Annotated in this window: 26 protein-coding genes and 1 pseudogene; 6 read left to right on the forward strand and 21 right to left on the reverse strand. The window is 73.0% G+C overall.

The window, feature by feature from the left end:
* Positions 1-103 precede the first annotated feature (103 nt).
* Positions 104-379: a hypothetical protein gene (locus tag VMV22_08125; GenBank protein HUY22295.1), complete on the forward strand. Its 276-nt coding sequence runs from the start codon at positions 104-106 to the stop codon at positions 377-379.
* A 31-nt stretch (positions 380-410) separates the two neighbouring features.
* Here the strand turns inward: VMV22_08125 and VMV22_08130 are convergent, their stop codons facing one another.
* The 7 genes from VMV22_08130 to VMV22_08160 all read right to left on the reverse strand — a co-directional run bounded on the left by VMV22_08130 (position 411) and on the right by VMV22_08160 (position 4720).
* Positions 411-992, reverse strand: coding sequence for a flavin reductase family protein (locus tag VMV22_08130; GenBank protein ID HUY22296.1), 582 nt, complete (start codon positions 990-992; stop codon positions 411-413).
* Between the two features lie 14 nt (positions 993-1006).
* A complete protein-coding gene (locus VMV22_08135; protein ID HUY22297.1) occupies positions 1007-1468 on the reverse strand; it encodes a hypothetical protein in 462 nt (153 codons plus the stop codon).
* Positions 1465-1917, reverse strand: a complete 453-nt coding sequence (locus tag VMV22_08140) for a DUF3151 family protein (GenBank protein ID HUY22298.1) — start codon at positions 1915-1917, stop codon at positions 1465-1467. The genes VMV22_08135 and VMV22_08140 overlap by 4 nt, the downstream gene beginning before the upstream one ends.
* On the reverse strand, positions 1914-2147 hold the full coding sequence (locus VMV22_08145; GenBank protein ID HUY22299.1) for a hypothetical protein: 234 nt from the start codon (positions 2145-2147) through the stop codon (positions 1914-1916). Before VMV22_08145 ends, VMV22_08140 begins: the two co-directional genes overlap by 4 nt.
* A gap of 7 nt (positions 2148-2154) precedes the next feature.
* Complete coding sequence (locus VMV22_08150) at positions 2155-2523, reverse strand: YbjQ family protein (protein HUY22300.1); 369 nt, start codon at positions 2521-2523, stop codon at positions 2155-2157.
* Positions 2524-2615: 92 nt separating this feature from the next.
* A complete protein-coding gene (gene tyrS / locus VMV22_08155) occupies positions 2616-3899 on the reverse strand; it encodes a tyrosine--tRNA ligase (GenBank protein ID HUY22301.1) in 1284 nt (427 codons plus the stop codon).
* A 56-nt stretch (positions 3900-3955) separates the two neighbouring features.
* Complete coding sequence (locus VMV22_08160; GenBank protein HUY22302.1) at positions 3956-4720, reverse strand: SDR family oxidoreductase; 765 nt, start codon at positions 4718-4720, stop codon at positions 3956-3958.
* 90 nt (positions 4721-4810) lie between these two features.
* Between VMV22_08160 and VMV22_08165 the strand changes: the two genes are divergently transcribed.
* Together VMV22_08165 and VMV22_08170 are read left to right on the forward strand one after the other, a co-directional pair.
* A complete protein-coding gene (locus VMV22_08165; protein HUY22303.1) occupies positions 4811-6868 on the forward strand; it encodes a thioredoxin domain-containing protein in 2058 nt (685 codons plus the stop codon).
* Positions 6865-7626 (forward strand): hypothetical protein, encoded by a 762-nt coding sequence (locus VMV22_08170; GenBank protein ID HUY22304.1) that lies wholly within the window; start codon positions 6865-6867, stop codon positions 7624-7626. Before VMV22_08165 ends, VMV22_08170 begins: the two co-directional genes overlap by 4 nt.
* Positions 7627-7645: 19 nt before the next feature.
* Here the strand turns inward: VMV22_08170 and VMV22_08175 are convergent, their stop codons facing one another.
* From VMV22_08175 to VMV22_08190, 4 genes are all read right to left on the reverse strand, one after another.
* A complete protein-coding gene (locus VMV22_08175; protein ID HUY22305.1) occupies positions 7646-8335 on the reverse strand; it encodes a hypothetical protein in 690 nt (229 codons plus the stop codon).
* 178 nt (positions 8336-8513) lie between these two features.
* Positions 8514-12119: a DNA polymerase III subunit alpha gene (gene dnaE / locus VMV22_08180; GenBank protein HUY22306.1), complete on the reverse strand. Its 3606-nt coding sequence runs from the start codon at positions 12117-12119 to the stop codon at positions 8514-8516.
* A 141-nt stretch (positions 12120-12260) separates the two neighbouring features.
* Positions 12261-12818 carry a bacterial proteasome activator family protein gene (locus VMV22_08185; protein ID HUY22307.1) on the reverse strand — a complete coding sequence of 186 codons (558 nt, stop codon included), beginning with the start codon at positions 12816-12818 and terminating at the stop codon, positions 12261-12263.
* A gap of 118 nt (positions 12819-12936) precedes the next feature.
* Positions 12937-14109 (reverse strand): alkaline phosphatase family protein, encoded by a 1173-nt coding sequence (locus VMV22_08190; GenBank protein HUY22308.1) that lies wholly within the window; start codon positions 14107-14109, stop codon positions 12937-12939.
* 152 nt (positions 14110-14261) lie between these two features.
* On the opposite strand from VMV22_08190, the gene VMV22_08195 reads away from it, so the two are divergent.
* Positions 14262-14714, forward strand: a complete 453-nt coding sequence (locus VMV22_08195) for an Rrf2 family transcriptional regulator (GenBank protein HUY22309.1) — start codon at positions 14262-14264, stop codon at positions 14712-14714.
* A 6-nt stretch (positions 14715-14720) separates the two neighbouring features.
* Here VMV22_08195 and VMV22_08200 read toward each other — a convergent pair whose 3' ends face one another.
* Complete coding sequence (locus tag VMV22_08200) at positions 14721-15326, reverse strand: histidine phosphatase family protein (protein HUY22310.1); 606 nt, start codon at positions 15324-15326, stop codon at positions 14721-14723.
* Between the two features lie 124 nt (positions 15327-15450).
* Here VMV22_08200 and VMV22_08205 point away from each other — a divergent pair, with 124 nt between their 5' ends.
* Positions 15451-16284, forward strand: coding sequence for a sigma-70 family RNA polymerase sigma factor (locus VMV22_08205; protein ID HUY22311.1), 834 nt, complete (start codon positions 15451-15453; stop codon positions 16282-16284).
* A gap of 27 nt (positions 16285-16311) precedes the next feature.
* Here VMV22_08205 and VMV22_08210 read toward each other — a convergent pair whose 3' ends face one another.
* Genes VMV22_08210 through VMV22_08220 form a run of 3 tightly spaced genes read right to left on the reverse strand, consistent with a single transcriptional unit; the run spans position 16312 to position 18547 of the window.
* On the reverse strand, positions 16312-17307 hold the full coding sequence (locus tag VMV22_08210; protein ID HUY22312.1) for an RluA family pseudouridine synthase: 996 nt from the start codon (positions 17305-17307) through the stop codon (positions 16312-16314).
* Entirely contained in the window at positions 17304-17774 is a 471-nt protein-coding gene (gene lspA / locus VMV22_08215; GenBank protein HUY22313.1) for a signal peptidase II, read from the reverse strand. Before lspA ends, VMV22_08210 begins: the two co-directional genes overlap by 4 nt.
* Before the next feature lie 8 nt (positions 17775-17782).
* Positions 17783-18547: a TraR/DksA C4-type zinc finger protein gene (locus tag VMV22_08220; GenBank protein ID HUY22314.1), complete on the reverse strand. Its 765-nt coding sequence runs from the start codon at positions 18545-18547 to the stop codon at positions 17783-17785.
* Positions 18548-18799: 252 nt separating this feature from the next.
* Here VMV22_08220 and ileS point away from each other — a divergent pair, with 252 nt between their 5' ends.
* The gene (gene ileS / locus VMV22_08225; GenBank protein HUY22315.1) at positions 18800-21952 is read left to right on the forward strand and encodes an isoleucine--tRNA ligase; all 3153 of its coding nucleotides are present in this window, start codon (positions 18800-18802) and stop codon (positions 21950-21952) included.
* Between the two features lie 132 nt (positions 21953-22084).
* On the opposite strand, the gene VMV22_08230 is transcribed toward ileS, so the two are convergent.
* The 6 genes and pseudogenes from VMV22_08230 to VMV22_08255 all read right to left on the reverse strand — a co-directional run.
* On the reverse strand, positions 22085-22861 hold the full coding sequence (locus VMV22_08230; GenBank protein HUY22316.1) for a hypothetical protein: 777 nt from the start codon (positions 22859-22861) through the stop codon (positions 22085-22087).
* A gap of 478 nt (positions 22862-23339) precedes the next feature.
* Positions 23340-23834, reverse strand: a pseudogene (locus VMV22_08235) (IS256 family transposase).
* Positions 23829-23963: a hypothetical protein gene (locus VMV22_08240; GenBank protein HUY22317.1), complete on the reverse strand. Its 135-nt coding sequence runs from the start codon at positions 23961-23963 to the stop codon at positions 23829-23831. Before VMV22_08240 ends, VMV22_08235 begins: the two are co-directional and overlap by 6 nt.
* 11 nt (positions 23964-23974) lie before the next feature.
* On the reverse strand, positions 23975-24253 hold the full coding sequence (locus VMV22_08245) for a transposase (GenBank protein ID HUY22318.1): 279 nt from the start codon (positions 24251-24253) through the stop codon (positions 23975-23977).
* 225 nt (positions 24254-24478) lie between these two features.
* The gene (locus VMV22_08250; protein ID HUY22319.1) at positions 24479-24628 is read right to left on the reverse strand and encodes a hypothetical protein; all 150 of its coding nucleotides are present in this window, start codon (positions 24626-24628) and stop codon (positions 24479-24481) included.
* 120 nt (positions 24629-24748) lie between these two features.
* Positions 24749-24941: hypothetical protein (locus VMV22_08255; protein HUY22320.1), on the reverse strand; the 193-nt coding region annotated here is incomplete at its 5' end.

Raw genomic sequence — 24941 nt, forward strand, 5'->3', positions numbered from 1 at the left:
GCCCGACCCGCCCCCGGACCGGCCCGGGACCGGCCCGGGACCACGGCCACCCGCTCGTCTGCCTGCTCAGGGGGCGCGACGCCGTCGCCACTACAGTCAGGGCATGCCCGAGGAATTCGACCCGGCGGCCATGGTGGGGCGCTTCCGCGCCCGCGCCGCCGCCGTCCGGTCCCGGGGCATCCCCCCCGTCGAGGGCCCGGAACGCCAGCGCTTCGTCGAGCAGGCCCAGCTCGACTTCATGGACTACGCCATGATCGGCGACGCCGAGACCTCCCTCGACGACGGCATCCTGACGTTGCGCGTCGATCTGCGGCCCGAGGCCGCCGCACCGGGCACCGGGACGGTGACGGACGGGGGGTCAGGGGCCGCGGCCACCTGAGGCACGGCCGCCCGCCTCGGGACGCACCCCCTCACCCCCCGTAGTTCATCCGGGTGTCCTGCATGCGCAGCACACCGCCCTCGCCGTCCCCGTCGCCCGCGGGCGACGCGCCGCCCCCGGGCCGCGCCGGTTCCTGCGCCTGGCCGCAGTCGACGACCTCGCCCACGAACCACGTGTGGCTCCCGAGCATCAGGGCATGGCGCAGCTCGCAGTCGAGCCAGGCCGCCGCCACGTCGAGGACAGGCGCGCCCGTCGAGGCCGCGTGGACCGGCTCGCCGTCCATCGTCCCCGCACCCGAGGCGTCGACCGACGACGACACCACCGGCTTGGCGAAGCGGCGGACGAGCGCCCGCTGGGCGCGCGGCAGCAGGCTGAGCGCGAAGACGCCACCCTCGTGGAGCAGCGCGTGGGTCACCGACCCCGCCTCCACGCCGATGCCGACCAGCTTCGGCTCGGTGGCGACCTGGGTCGCCCAGCTGATCGTCATGAGGTTGCGCCGATCCCCCGCCCTCGTGCCCACCACGTACAAGCCGCTCGGCATGGACCACAGCACCCGCCGTCGCAGGCGGTCGTAGCCGTCGGGCTCCCGGCCCGGGGGGACGGGGCCGACCACGCCGTGCCCCCCCGTCACGACGAGCCCCCGGGCCCGGTGGCGCCCAGGGCGTCGAGGCGCGCCTCGGCCTTCACGTAGCCGGCGGCCGCCTGGGTGAGCTCGGACGTGGCCCGGCCCAGCACGGCGCCGTCACCGGCGGCCGCCTTGCTGCAGTCGCGCCCCGCCGCGGCGGCCGCCGCGTAGGCGGCGGTGAGCACGGCCGACAGCTGGTCGTCGGGCGCCGGGAGGTTCTGGTTGGCGGCCAGGGCGTCGTTGACGAGCACGTCGCAGTCGGTGCGCAGGGCGGCGGGGTCGTGACGCGCCTGCACCATCACGATCCGTCGGGCGTCGCCGCGCAGCGCGCCGAGGCTGGCCGACAGCCCTGTCGTCGTGGCCCACGACCGGACCTGCTCGCCGATGGTCTTCCCGGGGTAGGGGCTGCCGCAGGCCGCGAGCGCCACGCCGGCGACGAGCAGCACGGCGGCGGCGCGCCTCACCGCCCGCCGGCGCCCGGCAGCCCCGCCGGCGGCCACGCCGGGTCGAGCTGGCGCAGGAAGAGCGCGCAGCGCTCCTCCTCGGCGGCCTCGCCGATGGCGGCGGCCGCGGCCCGCAGCCCCTCCACGCAGCGCAGGAACCCGCGGTTGCCGGCGTTCGCCCACCGGACATACCCACTCCCCCGCCATCCCGCCCGGCGCAGCGCGTCGAGGCCCCGGTGGTAGCCGACGCGGTAGCAGGCGTACGCCTCGACATCGTCGCGCGACACGTCGCCGAGCGCCGCCCACGCCTCGGACCACTCGGGGAAGGCGCGCACCACGTCGGCCACGGCGTCGTGACGGGCGGCGGCGGGCACCGCCGACGCCGCCGCCAGGCGTTCGACGCCGGCCGCAGGCGCCGGGGGCAGCACCGTGTCGGGCGGAGCCGAGCCGAGGTCGATCGGGCCGGTCACCGCGACCGCCCCCGGGTGCCGCCGGCCTCGGGGAGGTAGTGGCGTCCGCCGCCGGTGTCCGCCCAGACGCGCATGGTGCGGTCGGTGATGGGGTCCTTGAAGACCTCGTCGGTCGGGACCCAGCCGGGCTCGGGGCCGTCGGACTCCCCATGGCGGCGCACGAAGAGGCTCATGGCCGCGGCCACCAGGACCGCGGCGACGACGAGCACGCCGAGGAGCGCGTACAGCACCGCGTCCCTACCGCCGGGGGCCGATGACGACGGCCGTCCCGTACGCGGCGATCTCGGTGAGGGCCTGGCCGATCTCCGAGGAGTCGAACCGCATCCCGACGATGGCATTGGCCCCCATGAGCCGGGCGTTCTCGATCAACCGGTCCATGGCGTGGCGCCTGCTGTCCTCGAGCAGCTTGGTGTAGGCCCCGACCTCACCGCCGACGAGCGACTTGAACGACGCCCCGATCCCCCGGACCGCGCCCATCGAGCGGACCACGAGCCCGAAGCACGACCCGAGCGTCCGCTGCACCTCGTACTCCGGGAAGTCGAAGGCGGTGGTGATCGGGAAGCTGGCGTAGCCGGCACCGGCGGTGCCCGGGCCCTCTGTCGTCACGGTCGTCTCCCTCGGGTCGGGCTCCGCCGGGCTGCCCAGCCGGTCCGCCTGCGACGGCGGGCCCGGGCCGGCCGGGGCGCGACGCCAGGGCGTCACTCGAAGCAGACGAGATGGTAGTCCCGGCCCTTGCGCAGCACGACGAGCCGGTCGAACAGCAGGTCGTGTCGTCCCACACGGGCGTCGACGTCCTGCACGCGGCGGTCGTTCACGTACACACCACCCTGGGAGACGAGCGTGCGGGCCTGGCCCTTCGACCGGGCCAGGCCGGCCTCGACGACGGCGTCGACGAGTGCCACGCCGTCGCCGTCGAGGGCCCCACGCGGGCGGGTCGACGTCGGCGTCTCGGCGCACACGGCCAGGAGCATGCGCTCGTCGAGCGACGCCAGCTCCCCCGAGTAGAGGGCCTGGGCGGCGGCCTCGGCCTGGGCGGCCTCGGCCTCGCCGTGGACGAGCGCGCACACCGCGCCCGCCAGGGCGCGCTGGGCCTGGCGACGCTCGGGGTGCGCCTCGGTCGCCGCGTCGAGCGAACGGATGGCGTCGTGGTCGAGGAAGGTGAAGTACCGCAGGTACGCGCCGACGACGCTGTCCTCGGAGCGCAGGAGGAACTGGTAGAGCTGGTACGGGCTCGTCCGGCGGGGGTCGAGCCACACGGTGCCGGTCTCGGTCTTGCCGAACTTGGTGCCGTCGCTCTTGAGCACGAGCGGGGTCGTCAGCCCGAAGACCTCGGCACGCCGGACCTTGCGCACCAGCTCGATGCCCATCGTGATGTTGCCCCACTGGTCGCTCGCGCCGAGCTGCAGCCGGCAGCCCTCGGTGTCGAACAGGTGCAGGAAGTCGTAGGCCTGCAGCAGCATGTAGCTGAACTCGGTGAAGGAGATTCCCTGGTCCGGGCGCTCCAGCCGGGCACGCACGGACTCCTTCGCCACCATGTGGTTGACGGTGAAGTGCTTGCCGACGTCCCGCAACAGCTCGATGACGCCGAGCCGGTTCAACCACTCGCCGTTGTCGAGCAGCAGCGCCCGCGCCGGCCCCGCCGTGGCGTCGAAGTCGAGGAACCGCTCGAGCTGGGCACGCATCCCGGCCAGGTTGGCCTTCAGATCGTCCTCGGAGAGCAGCGGGCGCTCCTCGCTCTTGCCCCCGGGGTCGCCGATCAGGCCGGTGCCGCCGCCGGCCAGCGCGATGGGCCGGTGCCCGGCCTCCTGCAGGCGGCGGAGCATGAGCACCTGGAGCAGGCTGCCGACGTGCAGGCTGTCGGCGGTGGGGTCGAACCCGATGTACGCCGTCACCTGGCCGCGGTCGAGCCGCTCGAGCACCGACGGGTCGGTGACCTGGTGGATCAGGCCCCGGAACTCGAGGTCAGCCGACAGCGGAGGCATGGCCCCAGCCTGCCACGCAGCCACCTGCCCCCCGGGTGACTCGGCACGTCGGGGTGTCACACCCCGCCCGAGGGCATGGCGAGCGCGCCGCCGTCGACCACGAGCACGTGCCCGGTGATCCACGACGCCGCGTCGGACGCCAGGAACAGCGCGGCGGCGGCGATGTCGTCGGGCTCGCCCAGGCGTTTGAGCGGCAGGCGCCCGGCCACGGCGTCGCCCGCCGACTCCCACAGGGCGCGGGCGAAGTCGGTGCGCACCAGCCCGGGCGCCAGCGCGTTGACACGCACGCCGGGGCCGAGCTCGTAGGCGAGCTGGCGCGTCAGGTGGGCGAGCGCCGCCTTGGTGACGTTGTACCAACCGATCCCCCGCTCCACGGACAAGCCGCCCACCGACGACAGGTTGAGCACCGAGCCGCCGCGCTCGGCCATGGACGACCGCCATGCACACTGCGTCCACATCAGGGCGGCTTCCTGGTTGACCTGCACCGTCTTCTCGGCGCGGGCGGCGTCGATGTCCATGAGCGGGCCGAAGTACGGATTGGTGGCGGCGTTGTTGACGAGGATGTCGACCGAGCCGAAGCGCTCGACGGTGGCGGCCACACAGCGGGGGGCGGCGTCGGGGTCGCCCACGTTGGCCGCGTGCCACGCCACCGGGCCGCCGAGGCCCTCCATCGACGCGGCCGCCTCGGCCAGGGAGTCGGCCTTGCGCGACGACAGCATCACGCTGGCGCCGGCCTCGGCGAAACGGGCGGCGATGGCCCTGCCGATCCCGCGCGATCCCCCCGTCACCAGCGCCACCTTGCCGTCGAGCCGCAGGTCCATGGCGCCCCACCCTAGGACGGCGCGGCGGGCTCCCCCGCAGCGCAGGGTGTGTGCGCCGCCGGCGCACGCCGGCCCCGTAGGCTCGACGCCGTGAACCGTCTGGCCGCGGAGACGAGCCCGTACCTCCGCCAGCACGCGCACAACCCGGTCGACTGGTACCCCTGGGGTGACGAGGCCTTCGACCGCGCCCGCGCCGAGGACCGGCCGGTCTTCTTGTCGGTCGGGTACTCCGCGTGCCACTGGTGCCACGTCATGGCGCACGAGTCGTTCGAGGACGGCCCGACCGCGCAGGAGCTCAACGCCGGGTTCGTCTCGGTCAAGGTCGACCGCGAGGAGCGGCCCGACGTCGACGCCGTCTACATGGAGGCCGTGCAGGCCACGACGGGGCGCGGCGGATGGCCGATGACCGTCTTCCTCATGCCCGACGGCCGGCCGTTCTTCGCGGGGACGTACTTCCCGGTGCGCGACGGTCACGGCATGCCGGGCTTCCGGCGCGTGCTCGGCGCCGTCGACGACGCCTGGCGCAACCGCCGCCGGGACGTCGAGCGCCAGGCCGACGCGTTGGCCGAGGCCATCGCCCGGCGCGTGCAGCTGCCCGCCGACCTGGCGCCCGCCGTGGGCGGCGTGCCCGCCGACCTGGGCGCGTCGTCGAGCCGGCTGCTCGACGCGGCCGTGGCCGAGCTGCGGGCGCGCTTCGACCCGGCCTGGGGCGGCTTCGGCCCGGCGCCGAAGTTCCCGCAGCCCCAGCTGGTGGAGCTCTGCCTGCGCCACCACCACGCCACCGGGGACGAGTCGTCGCTCGCCATGGCCACCACCACCCTGGGCGCCATGGCCGCCGGCGGCATCTACGACCACCTCGGCGGGGGCTTCGCCCGCTACGCCACCGACACCTCCTGGACGGTGCCGCACTTCGAGAAGATGCTCTACGACCAGGCCGGCCTGGTGCGCGCCTACCTGCACGCCTGGCAGGTCACGAAGGGGGCCCGGTGGCTCCAGGTCGTGGAGGAGACCGTCGGCTACGTCCTCGGCACCCTGGCGGCGCCGGGCGGCGGCCTGTACTGCGCCGAGGACGCCGACTCCGAGGGCGAGGAGGGCCGCTTCTACGTGTGGACCCCGGCCGAGGTCGTCGGCGTCCTGGGGCCCGAGCTCGCGGAGGTCGCCACCGAGTGGTACGGGATCTCCGACGCCGGCAACTTCGAGGGCCGCACGATCCTGCGCCGGCCGACCTCGGGGGACCTCCGCCGGCCGCCCCAGGTCGAGGAGGCCCGTCGCCGCCTGGCCGAGGCCCGGGCACTGCGGGTGCGGCCCGGCCTCGACGACAAGGTCCTCACGGAGTGGAACGCCATGTTCGCCGCCGCGCTGGCGGAGGCCGCCGCCGCCGCGGCGCGGCCCGACTGGGCGGCCGCGGCCGTCGGGGTGGGCGAATTCCTGCTCGCCGAGCTGCGCCGGCCGGGCGACGGGCGGTGGCTGCGGTCGTGGCAGGGTGGCCGGGCGCGCCACCTCGCCTACGCCGCCGACTACGCCTGGGTGGTCGACCTCTTCACCCGGCTGGCCGAGCTCACCGGCCAGCCCCGGTGGCTCGACCACGGGCGCGAGGCGGCCACCGCCATGCTGTCGCTCTTCGCCGGCGACGACGGGCTGCTGTTCACCACGGGCCACGACGCTGAGGCGCTCGTGGTACGCCCCCTCGACCTGCTCGACGGCGCGGTCCCGGCGGCGAACTCCGTGGCCGTCACCGCGCTGCTGCGGCTCGGTGCGCTCACGGGTGACGACGCGCTGGGCGAGGCGGGCGAGACGATCCTGCGCTCGCTGTGGCGCGTCGCCGCCGAGCACCCCCTGGCGGCGGCCAACACGGTGGCCGGTGGCGCGCTGGCGTCGGGTGGGGTCACCGAGGTCGTGGTGGCCGGCGAGCGCCCCGACCTCGTGGCCGCGGCGCGCCGGCGGTTCGAGCCCACGATGGTGCTCGCCTGGGGGGAGCCCACGGCGTCGCCGCTGTGGGCCGGGCGCGAGCCGGGGCACGCCTACGTGTGCCGGCGCTACGCGTGCCGGGCCCCGGCCGATTCGCCCGAGGAGCTCGGCGAGCGCCTCGACGAGGAGCTCGCCGCGGCCCTCGCCCGGGTCGGCGCGGGGGCGGGGACGCGCCCGTGACGGCGCGCGGCGACCTCGTGGCCCCGAGCCCGGGCGACGGCGCGGAGGGCCACGGCCGACGGCGGCGGCGTGGGCACGAGCCCCGCCGGGAGCGCCGCCGGGGACGGGGGCGGCTGCCGACCCAGGCCACGGGGACGCACCGCTGCATGGTCCTCGGCTGCACGGTCGACGACACGGTCGCCGTCGATCTCGGCACCGGCGCCCTGGTCCGCCTGCGCATCACCTGGGGCGAGGGACGCGAGCCCGACCTCGTCCCCTTCGACGTGATGGACGTGGCGTGGGCTCCCGACCCCGAGGGCGACGACCTGGCCCAGCCCGAGGCGGTCACCGTCGACGGCGTGCCCGCCTCGCTCGGCACCGTGGGGGGCCGGCGGGCGCGCCGGGTCCTGCGCGCCCTGGTCGTCCCCGTCGAGAAGCACCTGCTCGGCTTCCCCGGGTCCTCCGCCCCGTACTGGGAATTCCACGGCATGCGGCCCTCGGTCGCCGTCGTCGTGCCGAGCCGGGGCCCGCTGCTGTTCCTGCGCCGCCAGGACGACACCGTGTGGGCGCGCTTCGGCTGGCCGCGCAGCGACAACTGGCTCCCCGTGGAGGACCGCCGGGCGATCGCCGCCCTGCACGGCGCCCGACGCGACCGGCTGTCGGGGAAGGACCTGGCGGGCGCGTTGGGGTTCCGCCCCTCGTTCGTGGTGGTGGCGCTCAGCCGACCGCGCCAGGGCCACTGCTACAAGACGGTGGCCGCGCTCCTGCCCCGCCCCTGAGGGACGGGCCCCGCACGCGCTAGCGGGCGACCTTCCCGGCGGCCAGGCGCCCCGACGCCAGGTCCTCGGCCATGGCCCAGCCGAAGGCGACCAGGCGGTCGTCGCGCTTGAGGTTCACACCCTTGAACAGCGCCGCCACGCCGTCGTCGGGGACCCGGACCTTCGGGCCGCCCAGATCGAGGGCACCCGCGGGCGAGCCGTCACCGGCGAGGATGAAGGTGCGGTCGTCGATGCGGCCCTCGGCGCCGAAGCGCTTGGCCAGGCGCCGGCCCCAGGCCCGCTCCTCGCCCGACGCCTTGTGGCCCGGCCGCGGCACCACGTCGGCCAGCCCGACGAAGGCCTGGTACGCCTCGCACGTCGCCAGGCGGGTGCCCACCAACACGTCCTCGTCGGGGAAGGCGAGCAGCGCCCGCCGGTACTGGTCGCCCAGCAGGAGGCGGAAGGCCTGCTCGGCCTTGGCCGTGCGGTCGACGGTGGCCACGCCGACGAGCAGCGACGGCGTCCCACCGATGCGCTCCAGCGTGGAGAACGAGTAGCCCCGCAGCTTGGTCCCCTCGCGCACCAGGCTGATCAGGACCCACTCCTCGCACTGCTTGGACAGGAAGCCGATGTCGAATCCCGGCTTCCGGTCGACGCAGAGATCGGCCATCTCGGCCAGTTCGGCGTCGCTCAGTGCTGTGCAGTCCTTGGTCCCGACGTCAAACGGCATGGCCTGCTCCGTGCTCGTCCAGCTGCTCCGACACCCCATCGGACGTCACGGGCGATGGCAGGGCCAGGGTCCGGGGCGGCTCAGGGGTACCCCCCAGGATACGGGACGCGGGGACCACTGGCCCACTCGGGACCCCGGGCGGGCCCGCGGGCGGCCCCGCGCGCCGTCCCCGCCCTGCTCAGGCGACGATGGCGCTCGGGCCCAGGAGCACCCGGAGCTCGCCCAGGAGCCCCCGGCGGCTGTCCACGTTGAACTCCGGGGGGAGTCGCAGCACGCTCTGGCCGACGTGGAGGAACACGGGCTCGTTGCCGGGGTGCTCGGACAGCAATTCCTTCAGCCGCCCCACCACGGGATCGGTCAGCACCCCGAGCGGGAGCTCCACGCGCAGCTCGCCGACGCCGTCGGCGGCCAGCTGGGGCCGCGTGGCCTCCATGCACACCAGCTTGACCTGGTCGTCACGGGTGTCGATGCGGCCGCGCACGACGAACACGGCGTCGTCGGCCAGCACGGTCCCGATCTCCTGCATGACCTTGGGGAACACGAACACCTCGATGGAGGCCCGGAGGTCCTCGAGGACGAAGGTGGCCATGAGCTCGCCGCGTTTGGTGTAGCGGCGCACCAGGGCCGTCACCACGCCGCCGACCGTCCGGACCTGGCCGTCACGGGCGCCCCCGTCCGACGGGCCGTCGTCGAGCTCCTTCAGCTCGGCGATGGAGCAGTCGGTGAGGCGCGCCAGGGCGGTCTCGAATCCCCGCAGGGGGTGGTCGCTCACGTAGAGCCCCAGCATCTCCTTCTCGAAGGCGAGGCGCTGGGTCTTGGCGAACTCGGTGTCGGGCACCGGCACCCGGGGGTCCCCGTACCCCATGGGGGCAGCCCCGTCGCCGGGGGCCCCGAAGCCCTCGAGCGTCGAGAAGAGCGTGGAGATCCCCGCCTGCTCCTCGCGGCGGCGCTCCAGGGTGCGGTCGACGATCTCGTCGAGGACGAGGCACAGGCCCTGCCGGGGATGGCCGAGAGAGTCGAAGGCGCCCGACTTGGCGAGCGACTCCATCGTGCGCTTGTTGAGCACGACCGGGTCGACACGCTGGCAGAAGTCGTAGAAGTCGGTGAACGGCCCGTCGGCCTCGCGCTCGGCCACGATGCGCTCGACCAGGCTCTCGCCCACGTTGCGCACCGCGGCCAGCCCGAAGACGATCCGGCTTGTGCCGTCCTCGCCCACGAGCGGGGTGAACTCGCCGGCGGAGCGGTTGACGTCCGGCACCAGGACCTCGATGCCGAGCGTCCTGCACTCACCGAGGTAGACGGCGGTCTTGTCCTTGTCGTCCTTGACCGACGTCAGCAGGGCCGCGAGGTACTCCACCGGATAGTGGGCCTTGAGCCAGGCGGTCTGGTACGCGACGAGCCCGTACCCGAACGAGTGCGACTTGTTGAACGCATAGTCGGCGAACGGCTCGATGATGTCGAACAGCTCGGTCCCGAGCCCGGCCCCGTAGCCCTGCTCGGTGCAGCCCTTCACGAACTTCTCGCGCTCCGCCGCAATGAGGGCCCGGTTCTTCTTGCCACACGCCTTGCGGAGGTTGTCGGCCTCCTCGAGCGTGTACCCGGCGAACCGCTGGGCCACCCGCATCATCGACTCCTGGTAGAGCATGAGCCCGTACGTGTCGCCGAGGATGGCCTCCATGTCGGGGTGGATGTAGGAGAGCGCCTTGCGGCCGTTCTTCAGCTCCGGGTAGTCGCGGTGCATGTTCGCAGCCATCGGCCCGGGCCGGTACAGGGCGACCAGTGCGGCCACGTCGTTGAAGGACGTGGGCGCCAATGCCCGCAGGGTGGACCGCATGGCGCCACCCTCGAGCTGGAACACCCCGATCGTCTCGGCCCGCCGCAGCATCTCGAAGGTGAGCCCGTCGTCGAGGGGGATCGCATCGATGTCGGGGCGGCGGCCCTCGCTCCTCTCCACCAGGTCGAGGGCGCGCTCGATGACCGAGAGGTTGCGCAACCCGAGGAAGTCCATCTTGAGGAGCCCGAGCTCCTCGACCCCGTGCATTTCGTACTGGGTCACGATGGGGGCGAGCGAGGGGTCCTGGCCGCTCTCGGGCTTGCGCTGGATGGGCAGGTACTCGGTGAGCGGCTCCTTGGTGATCACCACGGCGGCGGCGTGGATGCCGTCCTGGCGACGCAGCCCCTCCAGGCCCTTGGCGACGTCGATGACGCGGCGCGCCTCCTCGTCGGTGGCGTACATGTCGCGCAGGCCCTGGGCGGTGGTGTACCCGTCCTCGAACCCCTCGATCCGGTCGAGGCATGCCCGCAGCGGGGTGTCGCGGCCCATGACGAGCGGCGGCATGGCCTTGGCGATGCGGTCGCCCACGATATAGGGATACCCGAGCACCCGCGCCGCGTCGCGCACGGCGGCGCGCGCCTTGATGGTCGAGAAGGTGACGATCTGCGCCACGTGGTCCGACCCGTAGCGCTCCGACGCGTAGCGGATCATGTCCGCCCGGTAGCGCTCGTCGAAGTCCATGTCGATGTCGGGCATCTGCTTGCGCCCGGGGTTCAGGAACCGCTCGAAGAGCAGGTCGTAGCGGATCGGGTCGAGGTCCACGATCCCGAGGCAGTACGCCACGCAGCACCCGGCGGCCGAGCCGCGCCCGGGGCCGACGCGGATGCCGCTCTCGCGGGCGTAGCGGATCAGGTCCCAGACGACGAGGAAGTAGGCCGAGAACCCCATGCTGGCGATGACGCCCAGCTCGTAGTCGAGCCGCTCGGCGACCGCCCGGGGCAACGGCGAGCCGTAGCGCGACGTCCCGAGCGTGGTGGTCAGGTGGCGGAGATACGCGTCGGCGCGCTCCTCGTAGGTGTCACCCGTGAACTCCGGCGGGACGGGGAATTCGGGGAGTGCGTTGACCCCGAAGGCGATCTCGACGTCGGCGCGCTCGGCGATGAGCAGCGTGTTGTCGCACGCCTCGGGGATCTCCGAGAACAGCGAGCGCATCTCCACGGCCGACTTCAGGTAGTGCTCCTCGCCCTCGAACTTGAACCGCTTGGGGTCCTCGATGAGGGCGCCGGTCTGCACGCACAGCAGCGCGTCGTGGGCCACGGCATCGCCGCGGTGCGTGTAGTGGCTGTCGTTGGTGGCCAGCAGCGGCGCCCCGAGCTGGCGGGCGATGCGCACGAGCGCGGGGTTGGTCCGGCCCTGCTGGGGCAGCCCGTGGTCCTGGACCTCGACGAAGAGGTTGTCGCGCCCGAAGACGTCCTGCAGGCGGCCGGCGAGCTTGAGGGCGCGCTCCTCGTCGTCGGCCAGCAGCGCCTGCAGCACGACCCCGCCCAGGCAGCCGGTGGTGGCGATGATGCCGTCGTGGTGCCGCTCGAGCAGCTCCCAGTCGACCCGGGGCTTGTAGTAGTACCCCTCGAGGTACGCGGCCGACGACAGCTTGAGCAGGTTCCGGTACCCGGCGGTGGTCTCGGCCAGCAGCGTCAGGTGGTAGTAGAGCTTCTCCCCCCCGTCGACGTCGCCGCCGGTGTCGTCGACCTTGCCCCGGCGCACCGGCCGTTCGTGGCGCGACTCGCCCGCCATGTACGCCTCGGTCCCGATGACCGGGTTGATGCCCGCGTGGCGGCACGCGGCGTAGAAGTCGAGGACCCCGTACATGTTCCCGTGGTCGGTGATGCCGAGCGCGGGTTGCCCGTCGGCGAGGGCGGCGGCGACGAGGTCGTCGAGCCGTGATGCCCCGTCGAGCATCGAGTACTCGGTGTGGGTGTGCAGATGGGCGAACGATCCAGTGGCGGCCATGCGCCCCCGTCCTCCTCGGCGGCCTCGCGTGTTGTCCTGCGGTGTGGGCGCCGCCCTGTCGGCACCACCCCCGACTGCTCCACAGGGCCCTGTCCACAGCCTGTGGAGAACTACAGCCGTGTCATTCGACGATAGCAGCCGTCACAGGTAGGTGCCCGGCCGCGGCGACGGGCCGTCGGTGTCCCCCGGGCCGGGGGGCAGGCCCCGCTGGCGCATCTCCTCGAGCTGCGCCCGGGCCGCCATCTGCTGGGCGAGCAGGGTCGCCTGGATCCCGTGGAAGAGCCCCTCGAGCCACCCGACCAGCTGGGCCTGGGCGATGCGCAGCTCCGCCTCGGAGGGCACCGACTTCTCGTCGAAGGGCAGCGCCATGCGGTCGAGCTCGGCGGCCAGGTCGGGGCTGAGCGCCCCCGCCAGCTCGCGCACGGACTGCTCGTAGATCTCGCGCAGCCGGGTGCGGCTGGCCTCGTCGAGGCTCGAGGCCCGCACCTCGTCGAGGAGCTGCTTGACCATGGACCCGATCCGCATGACCTTGGCCGGCTGCTCCACGGACTCGGTGACGTCCCTCTCCGCCTCGGCGCCCCCCTCGGCCCCGGGGCCCGTGGCACCCGGGATCACGAGGCCCGACGGCCGCTCGCCGGGTTGGAGGAGCACGGTCTCGACGGGATCGGCACCGGTCGGCTGCTCGGGGTCCTGGTTCATGGCCCGATCCTCCCAAACCGGTGCGCGCCCGCCAAACGCGGGGTGCGGGGGCGCACCGGGCGCGGGGTGCGGGCATCGATGAATCGCCGGGTCCCTGCCCGCCCGGCGGGGCGCGCCGTCAGCGGGGCGCCCATGCCACGAACGGGACGTGCATCTCGGCGTGGGTGAGCGAGCCGTGCCGGCCCAGCAACCTCGTCTCGCCGGTGTCGGCGGGGTCGAGGAAGGCCACCGGCGCGTGGGCGACGAGGGCCACGTCGCCCAGCCGCCGCGCCACCTCGGGCGTGAGGGGGCCCCCGAACCAGCCGTCCGCCACCATGTCGTCGCGCGTGCGCACCCACGCCTCGTGGCCGTGGGCCTCCCGGGCGGCGGCGACCGCCTCGTGGAGCGACCCGGGGCGCACATGCAGCCAGCGGAAGCGCCCCTCCCCCGACAGCAGCTCGACCATGTCGAACAGCTCGGGTGCGGGCAGGCGCGTGGCGTTGCCCACCTCGACCTGACCGTGGTCGGACGTCACGGCCAGGGCCGCGCCGGGCGGGAGCACGTCGAGCAGGTCGGCCACCAGCCGGTCCACCGCCACCAGCTCCTGGCGGTAGAAGTCACCCAGGCCGTGCTCGTGGGCGATCTTGTCGAGCCCGTCGTAGTACGCGTACACGAAGGTCTCGCCCGCCTCGAGCAGGCGGCGCACGCCGACCACGAGCGCCGAGGGCACCGACCACCCGACCAGGCGCGCCCCGGAGAGGTGGGCGGCCGTGAACCCCGTGGCGGCGAACTCCGGCCGGGTGACGGCGGGCACCGACCGGCCGCCGAACGGTGCGACGGGCTGGAACGACGGCGGCGGGATCCGGCGGCGCATGTCGTCGTGGGGCGTGCGCCACCGCAGGACGTTCATGACGTCCCCGGGGCCGGCGCCGTCGGCGTCGACGCGCACCCGGTAGCCCACGACGCCGTGGACCGAGGGCGGCACGCCGGTGGTGAGCGACGTGAGGGCGGTGGCCGTCGTCGTCGGGGCGACCGACGTGATCGGGCCGCCGGCCGCGGCGGCCAGCGTGGGCGCCGACGCCGCCAAGGCCCGGAGCTGGGCCCAGCCCAGCCCGTCGACGACGAGCAGGACCACCTGGCGCGCCCCGTGGACGGGGCCGGGCACCCACGCCGGCGGGTCGACGAGGCCCGACAGCAGCGTCGGCACCACCGAGGACAGACAGGCGCCGTCGTAATCGGGCAGCACCGGAGCGGGGACCGCTCCGGCACCCACCGGCGGGCCCCCGCGCCCGGTGCCGAGGGTGTCGCTCATCTGCGGCACTGTACCCACACCGGCGGGCCCCGCCCGCCCCCCCGGCGACACCGACCGCACCCGCCCTCGCCCCCAGCCGTGTCAGCCGGGTCAGCGCAGCCGTGTCAGCCGTGTCAGCCGGGTCAGCGCAGTCCCACAGGTAGCATCGGGATGTGAAGGTCTCGACCCGTGGCGACTACGCGAGCCGGGCGCTGCTCTCGCTGGCCCTGCACGGCGACGGGCAGGGCCCCGGGCCGACGTCGGTGCGCGACATCGCCGAGCGCACGGGGCTGCCCCAGCCCTATCTGGAGCAGATCCTGCTGGCGCTCAAGGGCGCGGGCCTGGTCCGCTCCAAGCGCGGCGTCGGCGGGGGCTACATCCTCGCCCGGTCCCCCGGCGAGATCACGCTCGGGCAGATCGTGAGCGCCGTGGACGGACCCATCGTCGCCGGGGACTTCGGGCGCCCCCACGAGAACGGTGCCTGCGAGCACGAGGGCCAGTGCGTCCTGCTGACGGTGTGGTCCGACGTGAGCGAGCACATGCGCGAGCACCTCGACTCGTTCACACTGGCGGACATGGTGATGCGGGCCCGCGGCGCGCCCGTGCCCGCCCGATCCCTGCACTGAGGCCGGTCAGGCCAGGGCGTCGCCGGCGCCGTCGTTCCACCGGTCGAGCACGGCGACCTCGCGCTCCCAGCCGAGGACGCTCACCGAGGCCGGCGCCAGGGCGAGCAGCGCCCCGGCCTCGGGAGCGAGCCCCACCCACCGGGCCGCCAGCACCCGCAGCAGGTGCGCATGGGCGAAGACGAGCACGTCGCCGGCGAGCTCCCGCACCGCGGCCACCACGCGGTCGGCCCGCCGGCCCACGTCCTCGGCCGTCTCGCCCCCGGGGGCGCCATCGCGCCACAGCGACCACGCCGGCCGGCCGGTGCGGATCTCGTCGGTGGTGAGGCCCTCGTAGTCTCCGTAGTCCCACTCGCGCAGGTCGTCCCACGCCACGGCGGAGCCGGCGAACCCGGCGAGCTCGCACGTCTGGCGGGCCCGCGCCATGGGGCTCGTGTAGACGCGGGCGAAGTCGTGGCCCGACAACCGCGCCCGGAGCGCCTCGGCCTCCCGGACGCCCTGCTCCAGCAGCGGCAGGTCGGTGCGCCCGGTGTGGCGGCCGGCACGGCTCCACTTCGTGGCCCCGTGCCGCACGGCCACGAGCCGGGCAGGAGGACCGGGGGATGCGGAGGGCATCGCCCCAGCGCACCACGGGTGCGGTCGGGCCGCAAGCCCGGGGCGGCGGCGCAACCGCGGCCGGCCAGGAATGCCCGGCACCACAACGGTGTTGTTCGATCCGGTAGCTCGAAGAAGAGGAAACATGGCGAACACAGGCACCCCCGACAGCATCCGGCTGTTCCTGGACGACCTCGACCGGTACCCCCTGCCGGACCACGAGGAGCAGGTCGGCCTGGCCAAGCGCGTCGCCGCCGGCGACGACGAGGCCCGGCGGCAGATGATCGCCGCCAACCTGCGGCTGGTCGTCCACTGGGCGCGGCGCTACCAGGACCGCGGCGTCGACTTCGGCGACCTCGTGCAGGAGGGGACCTTCGGCCTGATGCGCGCCGTCGACAAGTTCGACTGGCAGCGCGGCTTCCGGTTCTCGACCTACGCCACCTGGTGGATCCGCCAGGCCCTGCAGCGCGCCGTGCAGCAGCACGGCAACACGATCCGGGTCCCCATGGAGGTGGCCGAGCAGGCGCAGCGCGCCGAGCGCGCCACGTGGGAGCTCGCCACCGATCTCCAGCGCGACCCCACGGTGGACGAGGTGGCCGAGGCCAGCGGCGTGGACGGCCGCACGCTCGATACCCTGCAGGGGGTGGCGCGCGTGGTCGCCAGCCTCGACCAGCCCGCCGGTGCCGACAGCGGCACGGCCCTCGGTGACCTCGTCGGCGCCGAGGAGCACACCTTCGAGGACGACGTCGAGCGGCAGATGGTGCTCGACCGGGTGCGCAGCGCCGTCGACGGGCTCGGGGAGCTCGAGCGCGACGTCGTGCGGATCCGCTACGGGCTCGACGGCGGCTCGCCGACGTCGCTCCAGGCCACCGCCTCCCGGCTCGGCATCGGCGTGCGCCGGGCCCGCCAGGCCGAGGCGCGGGCCCTGCAGCAGCTGGCCGAGCTGGCCGAGGTCGAGGCGGCCCACCAGGCCGCCTGAGTCGCTGGCGCACCGGGCGCCGCGGCGTCAGGGGATCAGGCGCTCGAGCACCCGAGCGAGGTCCGCGGGAAGCGGCGCCTCCCACTCCGTGCGCCCCCCGTCGGGGTGGTCGAACGACAGTCGCGCCGCGTGCAGGAAGACGCGCCCGGCAGGCATGAGGGTGACGAGCGCGGCCGGGCGGGCGGCCGCCTCGCCGTAGCGGTCGTCGCCGATGACGGGATGGCCGATGGCCGCCAGGTGGACTCGCACCTGGTGGGTCCGCCCCGTGTCGAGGCTGGCCGACAGGAACGTGCACGCCACCGGCCCACCGAAGCGCTCCAGCACCCGATACCCCGTGCGCGCCTGGCGGCCCTGGGCCGTCACCGCCATGCGCGTCCGGCGCCGGGCCGAGCGCCCGATGGGGGCGTCGACGGTCCCGGCGTCGGCTTCGACCGACCCGGCGACGAGGGCCAGGTACTCGCGCCCCGCGGTGTGCTCCCGGAACTGCTTGGCCAGGGACCGGTAGGCGGCCGGCGTGCGGGCGACGACGAGGAGCCCCGACGTGCCCTTGTCGAGGCGGTGCACGATCCCGGGGCGGCCCTCGTCGCCTCCGCCTGCGGCCGCCAGGTCGGCGAGGTCGGGGAAGCGCGCCAGCAGGCCGTCGACCAGCGTGCCGCCGGCGTGCCCGGCGCCGTGGTGCACGACGAGCCCGGCGGGCTTGTCCACGACGACGACCTGCGCGTCCTGGTGCACCACCGTGAAGGCCACGGAGGGGTCCGGCGACGGCGACTGGTCGGCGGCGGGCGGGAGGTCGACCTCGAGGCGCTGGCCGTCGCGCACCACCCGGCTGCGCGCCGTCACGCGCCGCCCGTCGAGACGCACCGCCCCGTCCTCGATCAGGCCCGCCACGACGCGCCGCGGCAGCCCGCTGAGCATGGCGACCACCCGGTCCACACGCGAGCCCCCCAGCGCGGCGGGGACGATCAGGTCCAGCGGCGTCGGGGCGCGCGGGCGCGGCGGGCCGTCCGCCGATGTGCCCGTCACGGGCGCGGCTCGGCCCGCCACAACAGCAGCGCGGCCAGGATGCCGCCCACCACGACGCACGCGTCGGCCACGTTGAACGTCGGCCAGAAGTGCAACGCCACGAAGTCGATCACCGATCCCCGGTTGGAGCGCACCACCCGGTCGGTGAGGTTCCCGAGCGCCCCTCCCACCACCAGGCCGAGGGCCAGCGCCAGCGGCGTCGACTGCACGTGCCGCACCGTGGTCAGCAGCAGGAGCACCACGACGAGGGCGACGGCGCCGAGCACCGGCGCCCACCCCCGGGCGAAGCTGAAGGCAGCGCCGGAGTTGTAGGTGAGCTCGAAGTCGAGCTTCCACACCACGTGGATCGGCCCGTGGGCCAGCCGGTGGACGGCCCACGACTTCGTCGCCTGGTCCACGGCGACGACCACGAGGGCGACGGCACCGGTCACGAGCAGGCGCCGGACGGCGCCAGGCCCCTGACGCACCCCGTCGCTCAGCGCCGGTGCAACCCCCCGCTCTTGCACGACACGTCCAGCCGCGCGTACGGCAGTGCCCGCAGCCTGGCCTTGGGGATGGGCTGCCCGCAGATCTCGCAGGCTCCGTAGGTCTTGGCCTCGATGGCCAGCAGCGCGAAGTCGATCTCCTCGATGGTGGCCATGGCCTGCGCGGAGAGGGTCAGGTCCCGCTCCCGGTCGACCGCCACCGTGCCACCCTCGCCGGACTCCTCGTCGAACTGCACGTCGCCGGGCTCGCGCTCGAGGGCCAGCGACTCGGCCTCCGCCCGCAGGTCCTCGGCCTGGCGCTGGTAGACCTGGCGTTCCTCGAGGAGGAGCTGACGCTGCTCCTCGAGGAACTTGGGCTCCGACTCGTAGGCCCCCCGCGTGGGCTTGGGCGGCTTCGCCGGGGGTGCCGGCCTCGTCGCCGCTGGGCCCGAAGCCGCCGTGTGCGCCGCCTTCGTGGCCGGGGCAGCCTTCTTCACCGGGGTGGTCTTCTTGGCCGGGGCCGCCTTCTTGGGGGGCACCGACTTCTTGGCCGGGGCGGCCTTCTTGGCCGGGACGGCCTTCTTGGGGGGTACCGACTTCTTGGCCGGGACGGCCTTCTTCGCCGGGGCGGCCTTCCTGGCCGGGGCGGCCTTCTTGGGGGGTACCGACTTCTTCGTCGGCGCCTTCTTGGCCGGTACGGCCTTCTTGGCCGGTACGGCCTTCTTGGCCACGGCAGCCTTCTTCTTGGTCGGAGCGGACTTCTTGCCCGTGGCCATCAGCAGAACGCCTCGGTCCGCCGGGCGTTGCTCGCCATGTCGGTCATCTCCCCAGCTTCCATCCGGACGACGAAGGTGGGCGACGTTAGCGTCGCCAGGTCCCACCGGCAACACCGTGTCGTGCCCGGTCTATTCCCCCGTCGGGACCGCTCGGACCGGTCCCCGGGGGGTCGGCGCACCCGCTCGCCGTGCCCGGCGGCACCGGGCCGGGCGCTCCCGGGAGGGGCGCGTTCCGTCCAATACGCTGAGGACATGCCCGACACGCCTGGCGGCCAGGCGCCGTACCCGCACGTGGACCAGCAGCCCGACTACCCGCGGCTCGAGGAGTCGATCCTGGCGTCGTGGGCCGAGGACGGCACCTTCGCGGCGTCGGTCGAGGCGCGCCCGGGGGGCGACAACGAGTTCGTGTTCTACGACGGGCCGCCCTTCGCCAACGGGCTCCCCCACTACGGGCACCTGCTCACGGGCTACGTCAAGGACGCCGTGCCCCGCTACCAGACCATGCGGGGCCGCCGGGTGGAACGACGGTTCGGGTGGGACTGCCACGGCCTGCCGGCCGAGATGGAGGCCGAGAAGGAGCTGGAGGTGTCGGGCCGGGCCGGCATCGTCGAGTACGGCATCGATCGCTTCAACCAGTACTGCCGCGCCCTCGTGCAGCGCACCACCGACTCCTGGGAGCGGTACGTGACCCGCCAGGCCCGGTGGGTCGACTTCGCCGACGACTACAAAACCATGGACCTCCCCTATATGGAGAGCGTCCTGTGGGCGTTCAAGCGCCTGTGGGAGAAGGGGTTGCTGTACGAGGGCAACCGGGTGCTGCCGTACTGCTGGGAGTGCGAGACCCCCCTGTCCAACTTCGAGACGCGCCAGGACGACGCCTACCGCCCGCGCCAGGACCCGGCCGTGACGGTGGTGTTCACCCTCGAGCCCGACGACACCGTCGAGCCGCCGACGGTCGTGTCGGGCCCGCTGCGCGTCCTCGCCTGGACGACGACGCCGTGGACGCTGCCGTCGAACCTCGCGCTCGCCGTGGGGCCCGACGTCGAGTACGCCGTGTACGAGCTCCTCGGGGCCCCGACGGCGGTGGCGGCGGCGCGCGCCGAGGCCTACCCGGAGCTGTTCGGGGAGGCCGAGCCGCTCGCCACGGTGACCGGGGCCGAGCTCCTCGGCCGCACCTACCGGCCCCTCTTCCCGTTCTTCGCCGGCCAGCCCGGCGCCTTTCGCGTCCTCGGCGGCGACTTCGTCGCCACCGACGAGGGCACCGGCGTGGTCCACATGGCACCGGGCTTCGGAGAGGAGGACTTCGACACCTGCACCGCCGCGGGCATCGCCGTGGTGTGCCCCGTCGACGACCGCGGCCGGTTCACCGCCGAGGTTCCCCCGTACGCCGGGCAGCTCGTGTTCGACGCCAACGCGCCCATCACCGCCGATCTCGAGGCTGCCGGGGTCCTCGTCGAGGCGTCGCCCTACACCCACAGCTACCCGCACTGCTGGCGCACCGACACCCCACTCATCTACAAGGCGGTCAGCTCCTGGTTCGTCCGGGTCACGGCCATCAAGGACCGCATGATCGAGTTGAACCGCGAGATCGACTGGGTCCCGGCGCACATCCGCGACGGCGCGTTCGGCAAGTGGCTCGAGGGCGCGCGCGACTGGTCCATCAGCCGCAACCGGTTCTGGGGGTCGCCGATCCCTGTCTGGAAGAGCGACGACCCCGCCCACCCTCGGATCGACGTCTACGGCAGCGTCGCCGAGCTCGAGGCCGACTTCGGGGTCCGGCTCGATGACCTGCACCGACCGGGCATCGACGCGCTGGTCCGCCCCAACCCCGACGACCCCACGGGGCGCGCCACGATGCGGCGCGTCACCGACGTCCTCGACTGCTGGTTCGAGTCCGGGTCGATGCCCTTCGCCCAGGTCCACTACCCCTTCGAGCGGGCCGAGTGGTTCGAGACCCATTTCCCCGCCGACTTCATCGTCGAGTACGTCAGCCAGACCCGCGGGTGGTTCTACACGCTGCACGTGCTCGCCACCGCCCTGTTCGACCGGCCCCCGTTCCGTCACTGCGTGGCGCACGGCGTGGTGCTCGGCGACGACGGCCGCAAGATGTCCAAGCGACTCGGCAACTACCCCGAGCCCGACATGGTCTTCGACGTGTGGGGAGCCGACGCCATGCGGTGGTTCCTGGTGTCGTCGCCCGTGCTGCGGGGCCAGGACCTCGTCGTCCACGCCAAGGGGATCGAGGAAGTGGTGCGCCACGTCCTCAACCCGATCTGGAACGCCTGGTACTTCCTGGCGCTCTACGCCGGGGTCGACGCCATGCGCGGCCGACCGCGCACCGACGCCACCGGAGTCCTCGACCGCTACATCCTGGCGAAGGCGGCCTCGCTCGTCGACGACGTCACGGCGGCCATGGACTCCTACGACCTGTTCGGGGCGTGCGCGGCTGTCACCGGGTTCCTCGACGCGCTCAACAACTGGTACATCCGGCGCAGCCGCGACCGCTTCTGGCGCGCCCGCGACGGCTCGCCGGAGGTGGAGTCCGACAAGGCGGACGCCTACGACACGCTGTCGACCGTCCTGTCGGCGCTGTGCCGGGTGTCCGCGCCGCTCCTGCCCATGCTCACCGAGGCCGTCTACCGCGGGCTCACCGGGGAGCGCAGCGTCCACCTGGCCGACTGGCCCGCGCCCGGCGAGCTGCCCGCCGACCCCGACCTGGTCGAGGCCATGGACATCGTCCGCGACGTGTGCTCGGCGGGCCACGCCGTGCGCAAGGCCAGTGGCCGCCGCGCCCGCCTGCCGCTGCGCACGCTCACCGTCGCCACGGCCGAGCCCGAGCGGCTCCGGCCCTTCGTGGCGCTCATCGAGGACGAGGTGAACGTGAAGGAGGTCGTCCTCACCGACGAGGTCGGGGGCGTGGCCCACCAGGTGCTCACCCTCGTCCACGCCGTCCTCGGGCCGCGCCTCGGCCCCGACACCCAGCGCGTCACGGTGGCGGTGCGCACGGGGGACTGGGAGCACGGCCCCGACGGCATGGTGGCGGGGGGCGTGGCGCTCGAGCCGGGTGAGTACGAGCTCGTGCTGCGCCCGCGCAACGAGGCCGAGGGCCGGACGCTGCCTGGCGAGGTGGGGGTCGTCACCCTCGACACCACCGTCGACGACGAGCTCGAGGCCGAGGGGCTCGCCCGGGACGCGGTGCGCCTGGTCCAGGCGGCGCGCCGCGATGCCGGCCTGCACGTGTCGGACTGCATCGAGCTCGAGATCGACGCGCCCGCCGACATGGCTGCCGCCGTCGAGGCCCACCGCGCCTACGTGGCCGCCCAGACGCTGGCCACGGGGGTCACGGTCGCCGTGGCGGGCGAGGTGGCGATCCGCCTGACGAAGGCCCCCTGCCCGGGCGGGTGACGCCGCGGCGGCGCCGGGCTCGCATTACCGGTCAGCACCATCGTTGATGCAGGCTTTCCTGCATATTTGAAGAGCGGCCCAGATGATCTGGACAGCTGGAGTATGACCCGGATTGGGTGGACCAGTGTTCCTTTACGGGTTACGAATAGCCTGGGCTAGCGCAGCTCCGAAGCGCACCTCTCCGCTGGAGTAAACGTCGCAGGGCTTCCTGAACGTCCCTCCCACGAATCCGTTCCGACATAGGTGGACCCCCACCCCGTCACCGGAGACGGTACGCACATCGATCACCCCAGCAGAGCAGCCGTCTTTCTTGTTCTCACCCGCCAAGCAGGGCAGAGTGGTCGTGAATACCCCATTGTTGGAGACCGATAGCCGTGCGGCCGACGAGATTGTGACCTTGCCGCCGTAGTTCGGCGCCAGCTGTGCAGCGATCAGGTTGATCTCATTGACCCAAGCGTTACCAACAGGGCTCTCAACCGGCGGCCCTTGGTTGAATATCACTCTGGCCCCCGATGCAATCGCCGTAGAGAAGAACCCGGTCAGCGCTGTTCGGTAGTTGTCCTGTAATGCCTGGGAGCCCGCATCAAGTTGTTGACCATTGGACATGGTACAGGCAGTCGTGTTGTTCCCCACGGTCGTCAGGCTGATTACGGTCGGGTGGTACTTCGCGATGTCCGCAGGCAACCACTCCACCCAATCACACGGTGCCGAACCAGGGTAGGCGTGAACATGCGGCCTGTACGTCGTGTTACCCAAGAAACCCCTGGCAATATACTTGGTCGACTCCCACGTCAGCGAGTCACCGTAGATGACCGCCTGTGTCTTATGAAGCCTATTAGTAGCTGCAGCAACGTTTTCGCCACTGATGCCATTACTGATGAAGAATCCAACAGCGACAACCATCGTCACGAGTCCCGACCCCCAAGACCTGCGACTAGCCGTCCATGTCCGAGCGCTACCTTTTGATTTCACTCTGCGCGTCACTCCTTCAGGTTATACTTACATCACAAGGGCGTGCTCGACCAGGGGTTTATGATCCTCGCGGGTTGTCAGCGCTGTCCTGCCATCGTTTGCGGTGCGCCGGCCACGGTGAGGTGTCTACACCGGCACCGGAGGCAGTGACCGCAGGAGGTTGAGTGCCTTCCAGATGCTTCCGCCCACGGCCACTCGACGTGGTGCTCGAAGCTCGGCCGTCCGGATCGATTGACCAAACAGCCGTGGACGGAGAGGAACGGGGTGCGGGCGGTCCTGGCCACCACCAGGCGGTCCTCCGGGGTGAGCTCACCGAGGAGGGGCGTCCACCGGATGAGGTCGTGGGCGAGAACAGCACAGACCAAGATGATGTCCCGACCGCCGTGGATTTCGGTGACGGCCCCAGGCTTCGCGGCTATGCGGCCACCTCCTCCGTCGCAGCGTGGTGATCGGGCGAAGCACGGGCCACGTGAGCCTCGAGCGCGGAACAGAGCGCCTTCACGTGCAGGTGCCCGTTGACGCGTCGGAACTGCTTCTTCGTCTCGAGCATGCCTGCCGCGCACCAGCGCAGCGCCATCTGGCCGATGCGCCAGCGCTTCACGTTGCGCGAGTGGTCCCTGCAGAGGTCGATCATGGACTCGATGGCGTTCGTCGAGCACAGGGTGCGCCAGGGGCGGCGGCACTCCGAGGCGTCCGATCGTGAGGCGTCTCCGCCGGCCCCTCTCGCAGCGACGCGGCGGCGCCGGGGTGGGTGCGCTCGAGCTCCTTCCTTGTGCCCTTCGCACCGCGCGATCACCGGGTGGTCGAACACAGCGTTGATCGCCGACGGCAGGGCCTGGGACCCGTCGAGGACGAACAGCGTGGGCTCGGTCACATCGAGCCCCCGATGACGCAGCCCCACGAGTTACTCGCACTCGGCGACCTCGTCCTCGCCATCGGGGGTGTACTCGATGCCCGTCCAGTACTCCTCGTCGATGGAGGCCACGGCGCTGATGACCGAGGCGACCATGCGCACACCCATCGTGTAGCCGACGTCCATCCACTCCAGGGCTACAAGGGGGCGTTCGACCAGAAGCCCGAGTCCAAGGGCATGATCAGCTCCCCGGTCGCTGCCGCCCGGCGGAGCCGGGCCACCAGCTCCTCGATGAAGCGTATGGTCCCCCGCTGCGTGTCGGCCGCCCCTTTGCGCATCCGGGCGTGAAGCACCTCGCCGGTGGCGACCCGGGTGGCGAGAAGCGGGTGATACCCGAGCCGGTGGGTGTAACCATATCCGGCACCCTGCTTGTCCCTGCCCGACAACTCGCAGATGGTCGAGTCGAGGTCGACCACCATGGTGTCCTCCCCGGGTCCGGCGCCGAGCGCCCAGGCTCGTCGCAACGTCTGGCGAGCACCCGATCGCGCTGGCGGACGTGCCCGAAGGTGAATGCCCGCAAGAACGTGCCGAGCGTGGACGGTGCCATCACCCGGTGGGGAGGACGGACTGAGTTGCTCCGGCCCGGAGCATGTCGGCGTGGTCGATGTGGCTGCCCCCGACCACCATGGCGTGGACCAGGGTCAGTACCTTGCGCCCGGGTAGGCACCGCCGACCCGGCCCGACAGGTCGACCGAGGTGTTGATCAACCGTTCCAGCCCGAGCCGGACAACCAAGGTGGCCACCAACAGGAGTCCGGCATTGGCCACCAGGTTCGGCTCGTCGAAAGTCACCTCGATCCGGTCGAATCCCGCGCGATACTGACTTCACAACAAGTGCCTCCTCAGCAAGGGAGGCACTCTCCGCGGATGCGTGGCGACCGGATCAGGTCACAATTCGGTGGATCCAGGCACTCAGTGCGGCGCGATGGCCTGCGGCTGGGTCACGCCGTCGATCGGCATGACGCCCTGGCCATCGGCGGTGGGCGCCGCCGCTTCGGGCCCGACCGGGCGGGCGCCACCGGTGGCGGCGTTGCCCTGCACGGGGACCGATGCCGGGCCGGCCCTGCCCTCGAGCGCCATCCCCGTCGGCTCCGGGCCGGGGGCG

The sequence above is a fragment of the Acidimicrobiales bacterium genome (genome assembly GCA_035531755.1).
Taxonomy (GTDB): Bacteria; Actinomycetota; Acidimicrobiia; order Acidimicrobiales; family UBA8190; genus DATKSK01.

What these genes read in the sequence shown, in the direction of transcription:
- VMV22_08200 (HUY22310.1), bottom strand. Translation starts at nt 15,326, where the DNA reads ATGCCCTCCGCATCCCCCGGTCCTCCTGCCCGGCTCGTGGCCGTGCGG.
- VMV22_08190 (HUY22308.1), bottom strand. Translation starts at nt 14,109, where the DNA reads ATGAGCGACACCCTCGGCACCGGGCGCGGGGGCCCGCCGGTGGGTGCC.
- VMV22_08220 (HUY22314.1), bottom strand. Translation starts at nt 18,547, where the DNA reads ATGGCCACGGGCAAGAAGTCCGCTCCGACCAAGAAGAAGGCTGCCGTG.
- VMV22_08185 (HUY22307.1), bottom strand. Translation starts at nt 12,818, where the DNA reads ATGAACCAGGACCCCGAGCAGCCGACCGGTGCCGATCCCGTCGAGACC.
- VMV22_08240 (HUY22317.1), bottom strand. Translation starts at nt 23,963, where the DNA reads ATGGACGTCGGCTACACGATGGGTGTGCGCATGGTCGCCTCGGTCATC.
- VMV22_08125 (HUY22295.1), top strand. Translation starts at nt 104, where the DNA reads ATGCCCGAGGAATTCGACCCGGCGGCCATGGTGGGGCGCTTCCGCGCC.
- VMV22_08205 (HUY22311.1), top strand. Translation starts at nt 15,451, where the DNA reads ATGGCGAACACAGGCACCCCCGACAGCATCCGGCTGTTCCTGGACGAC.
- dnaE (HUY22306.1), bottom strand. Translation starts at nt 12,119, where the DNA reads ATGGCCGCCACTGGATCGTTCGCCCATCTGCACACCCACACCGAGTAC.
- VMV22_08160 (HUY22302.1), bottom strand. Translation starts at nt 4,720, where the DNA reads ATGGACCTGCGGCTCGACGGCAAGGTGGCGCTGGTGACGGGGGGATCG.
- ileS (HUY22315.1), top strand. Translation starts at nt 18,800, where the DNA reads ATGCCCGACACGCCTGGCGGCCAGGCGCCGTACCCGCACGTGGACCAG.
- VMV22_08175 (HUY22305.1), bottom strand. Translation starts at nt 8,335, where the DNA reads ATGCCGTTTGACGTCGGGACCAAGGACTGCACAGCACTGAGCGACGCC.
- tyrS (HUY22301.1), bottom strand. Translation starts at nt 3,899, where the DNA reads ATGCCTCCGCTGTCGGCTGACCTCGAGTTCCGGGGCCTGATCCACCAG.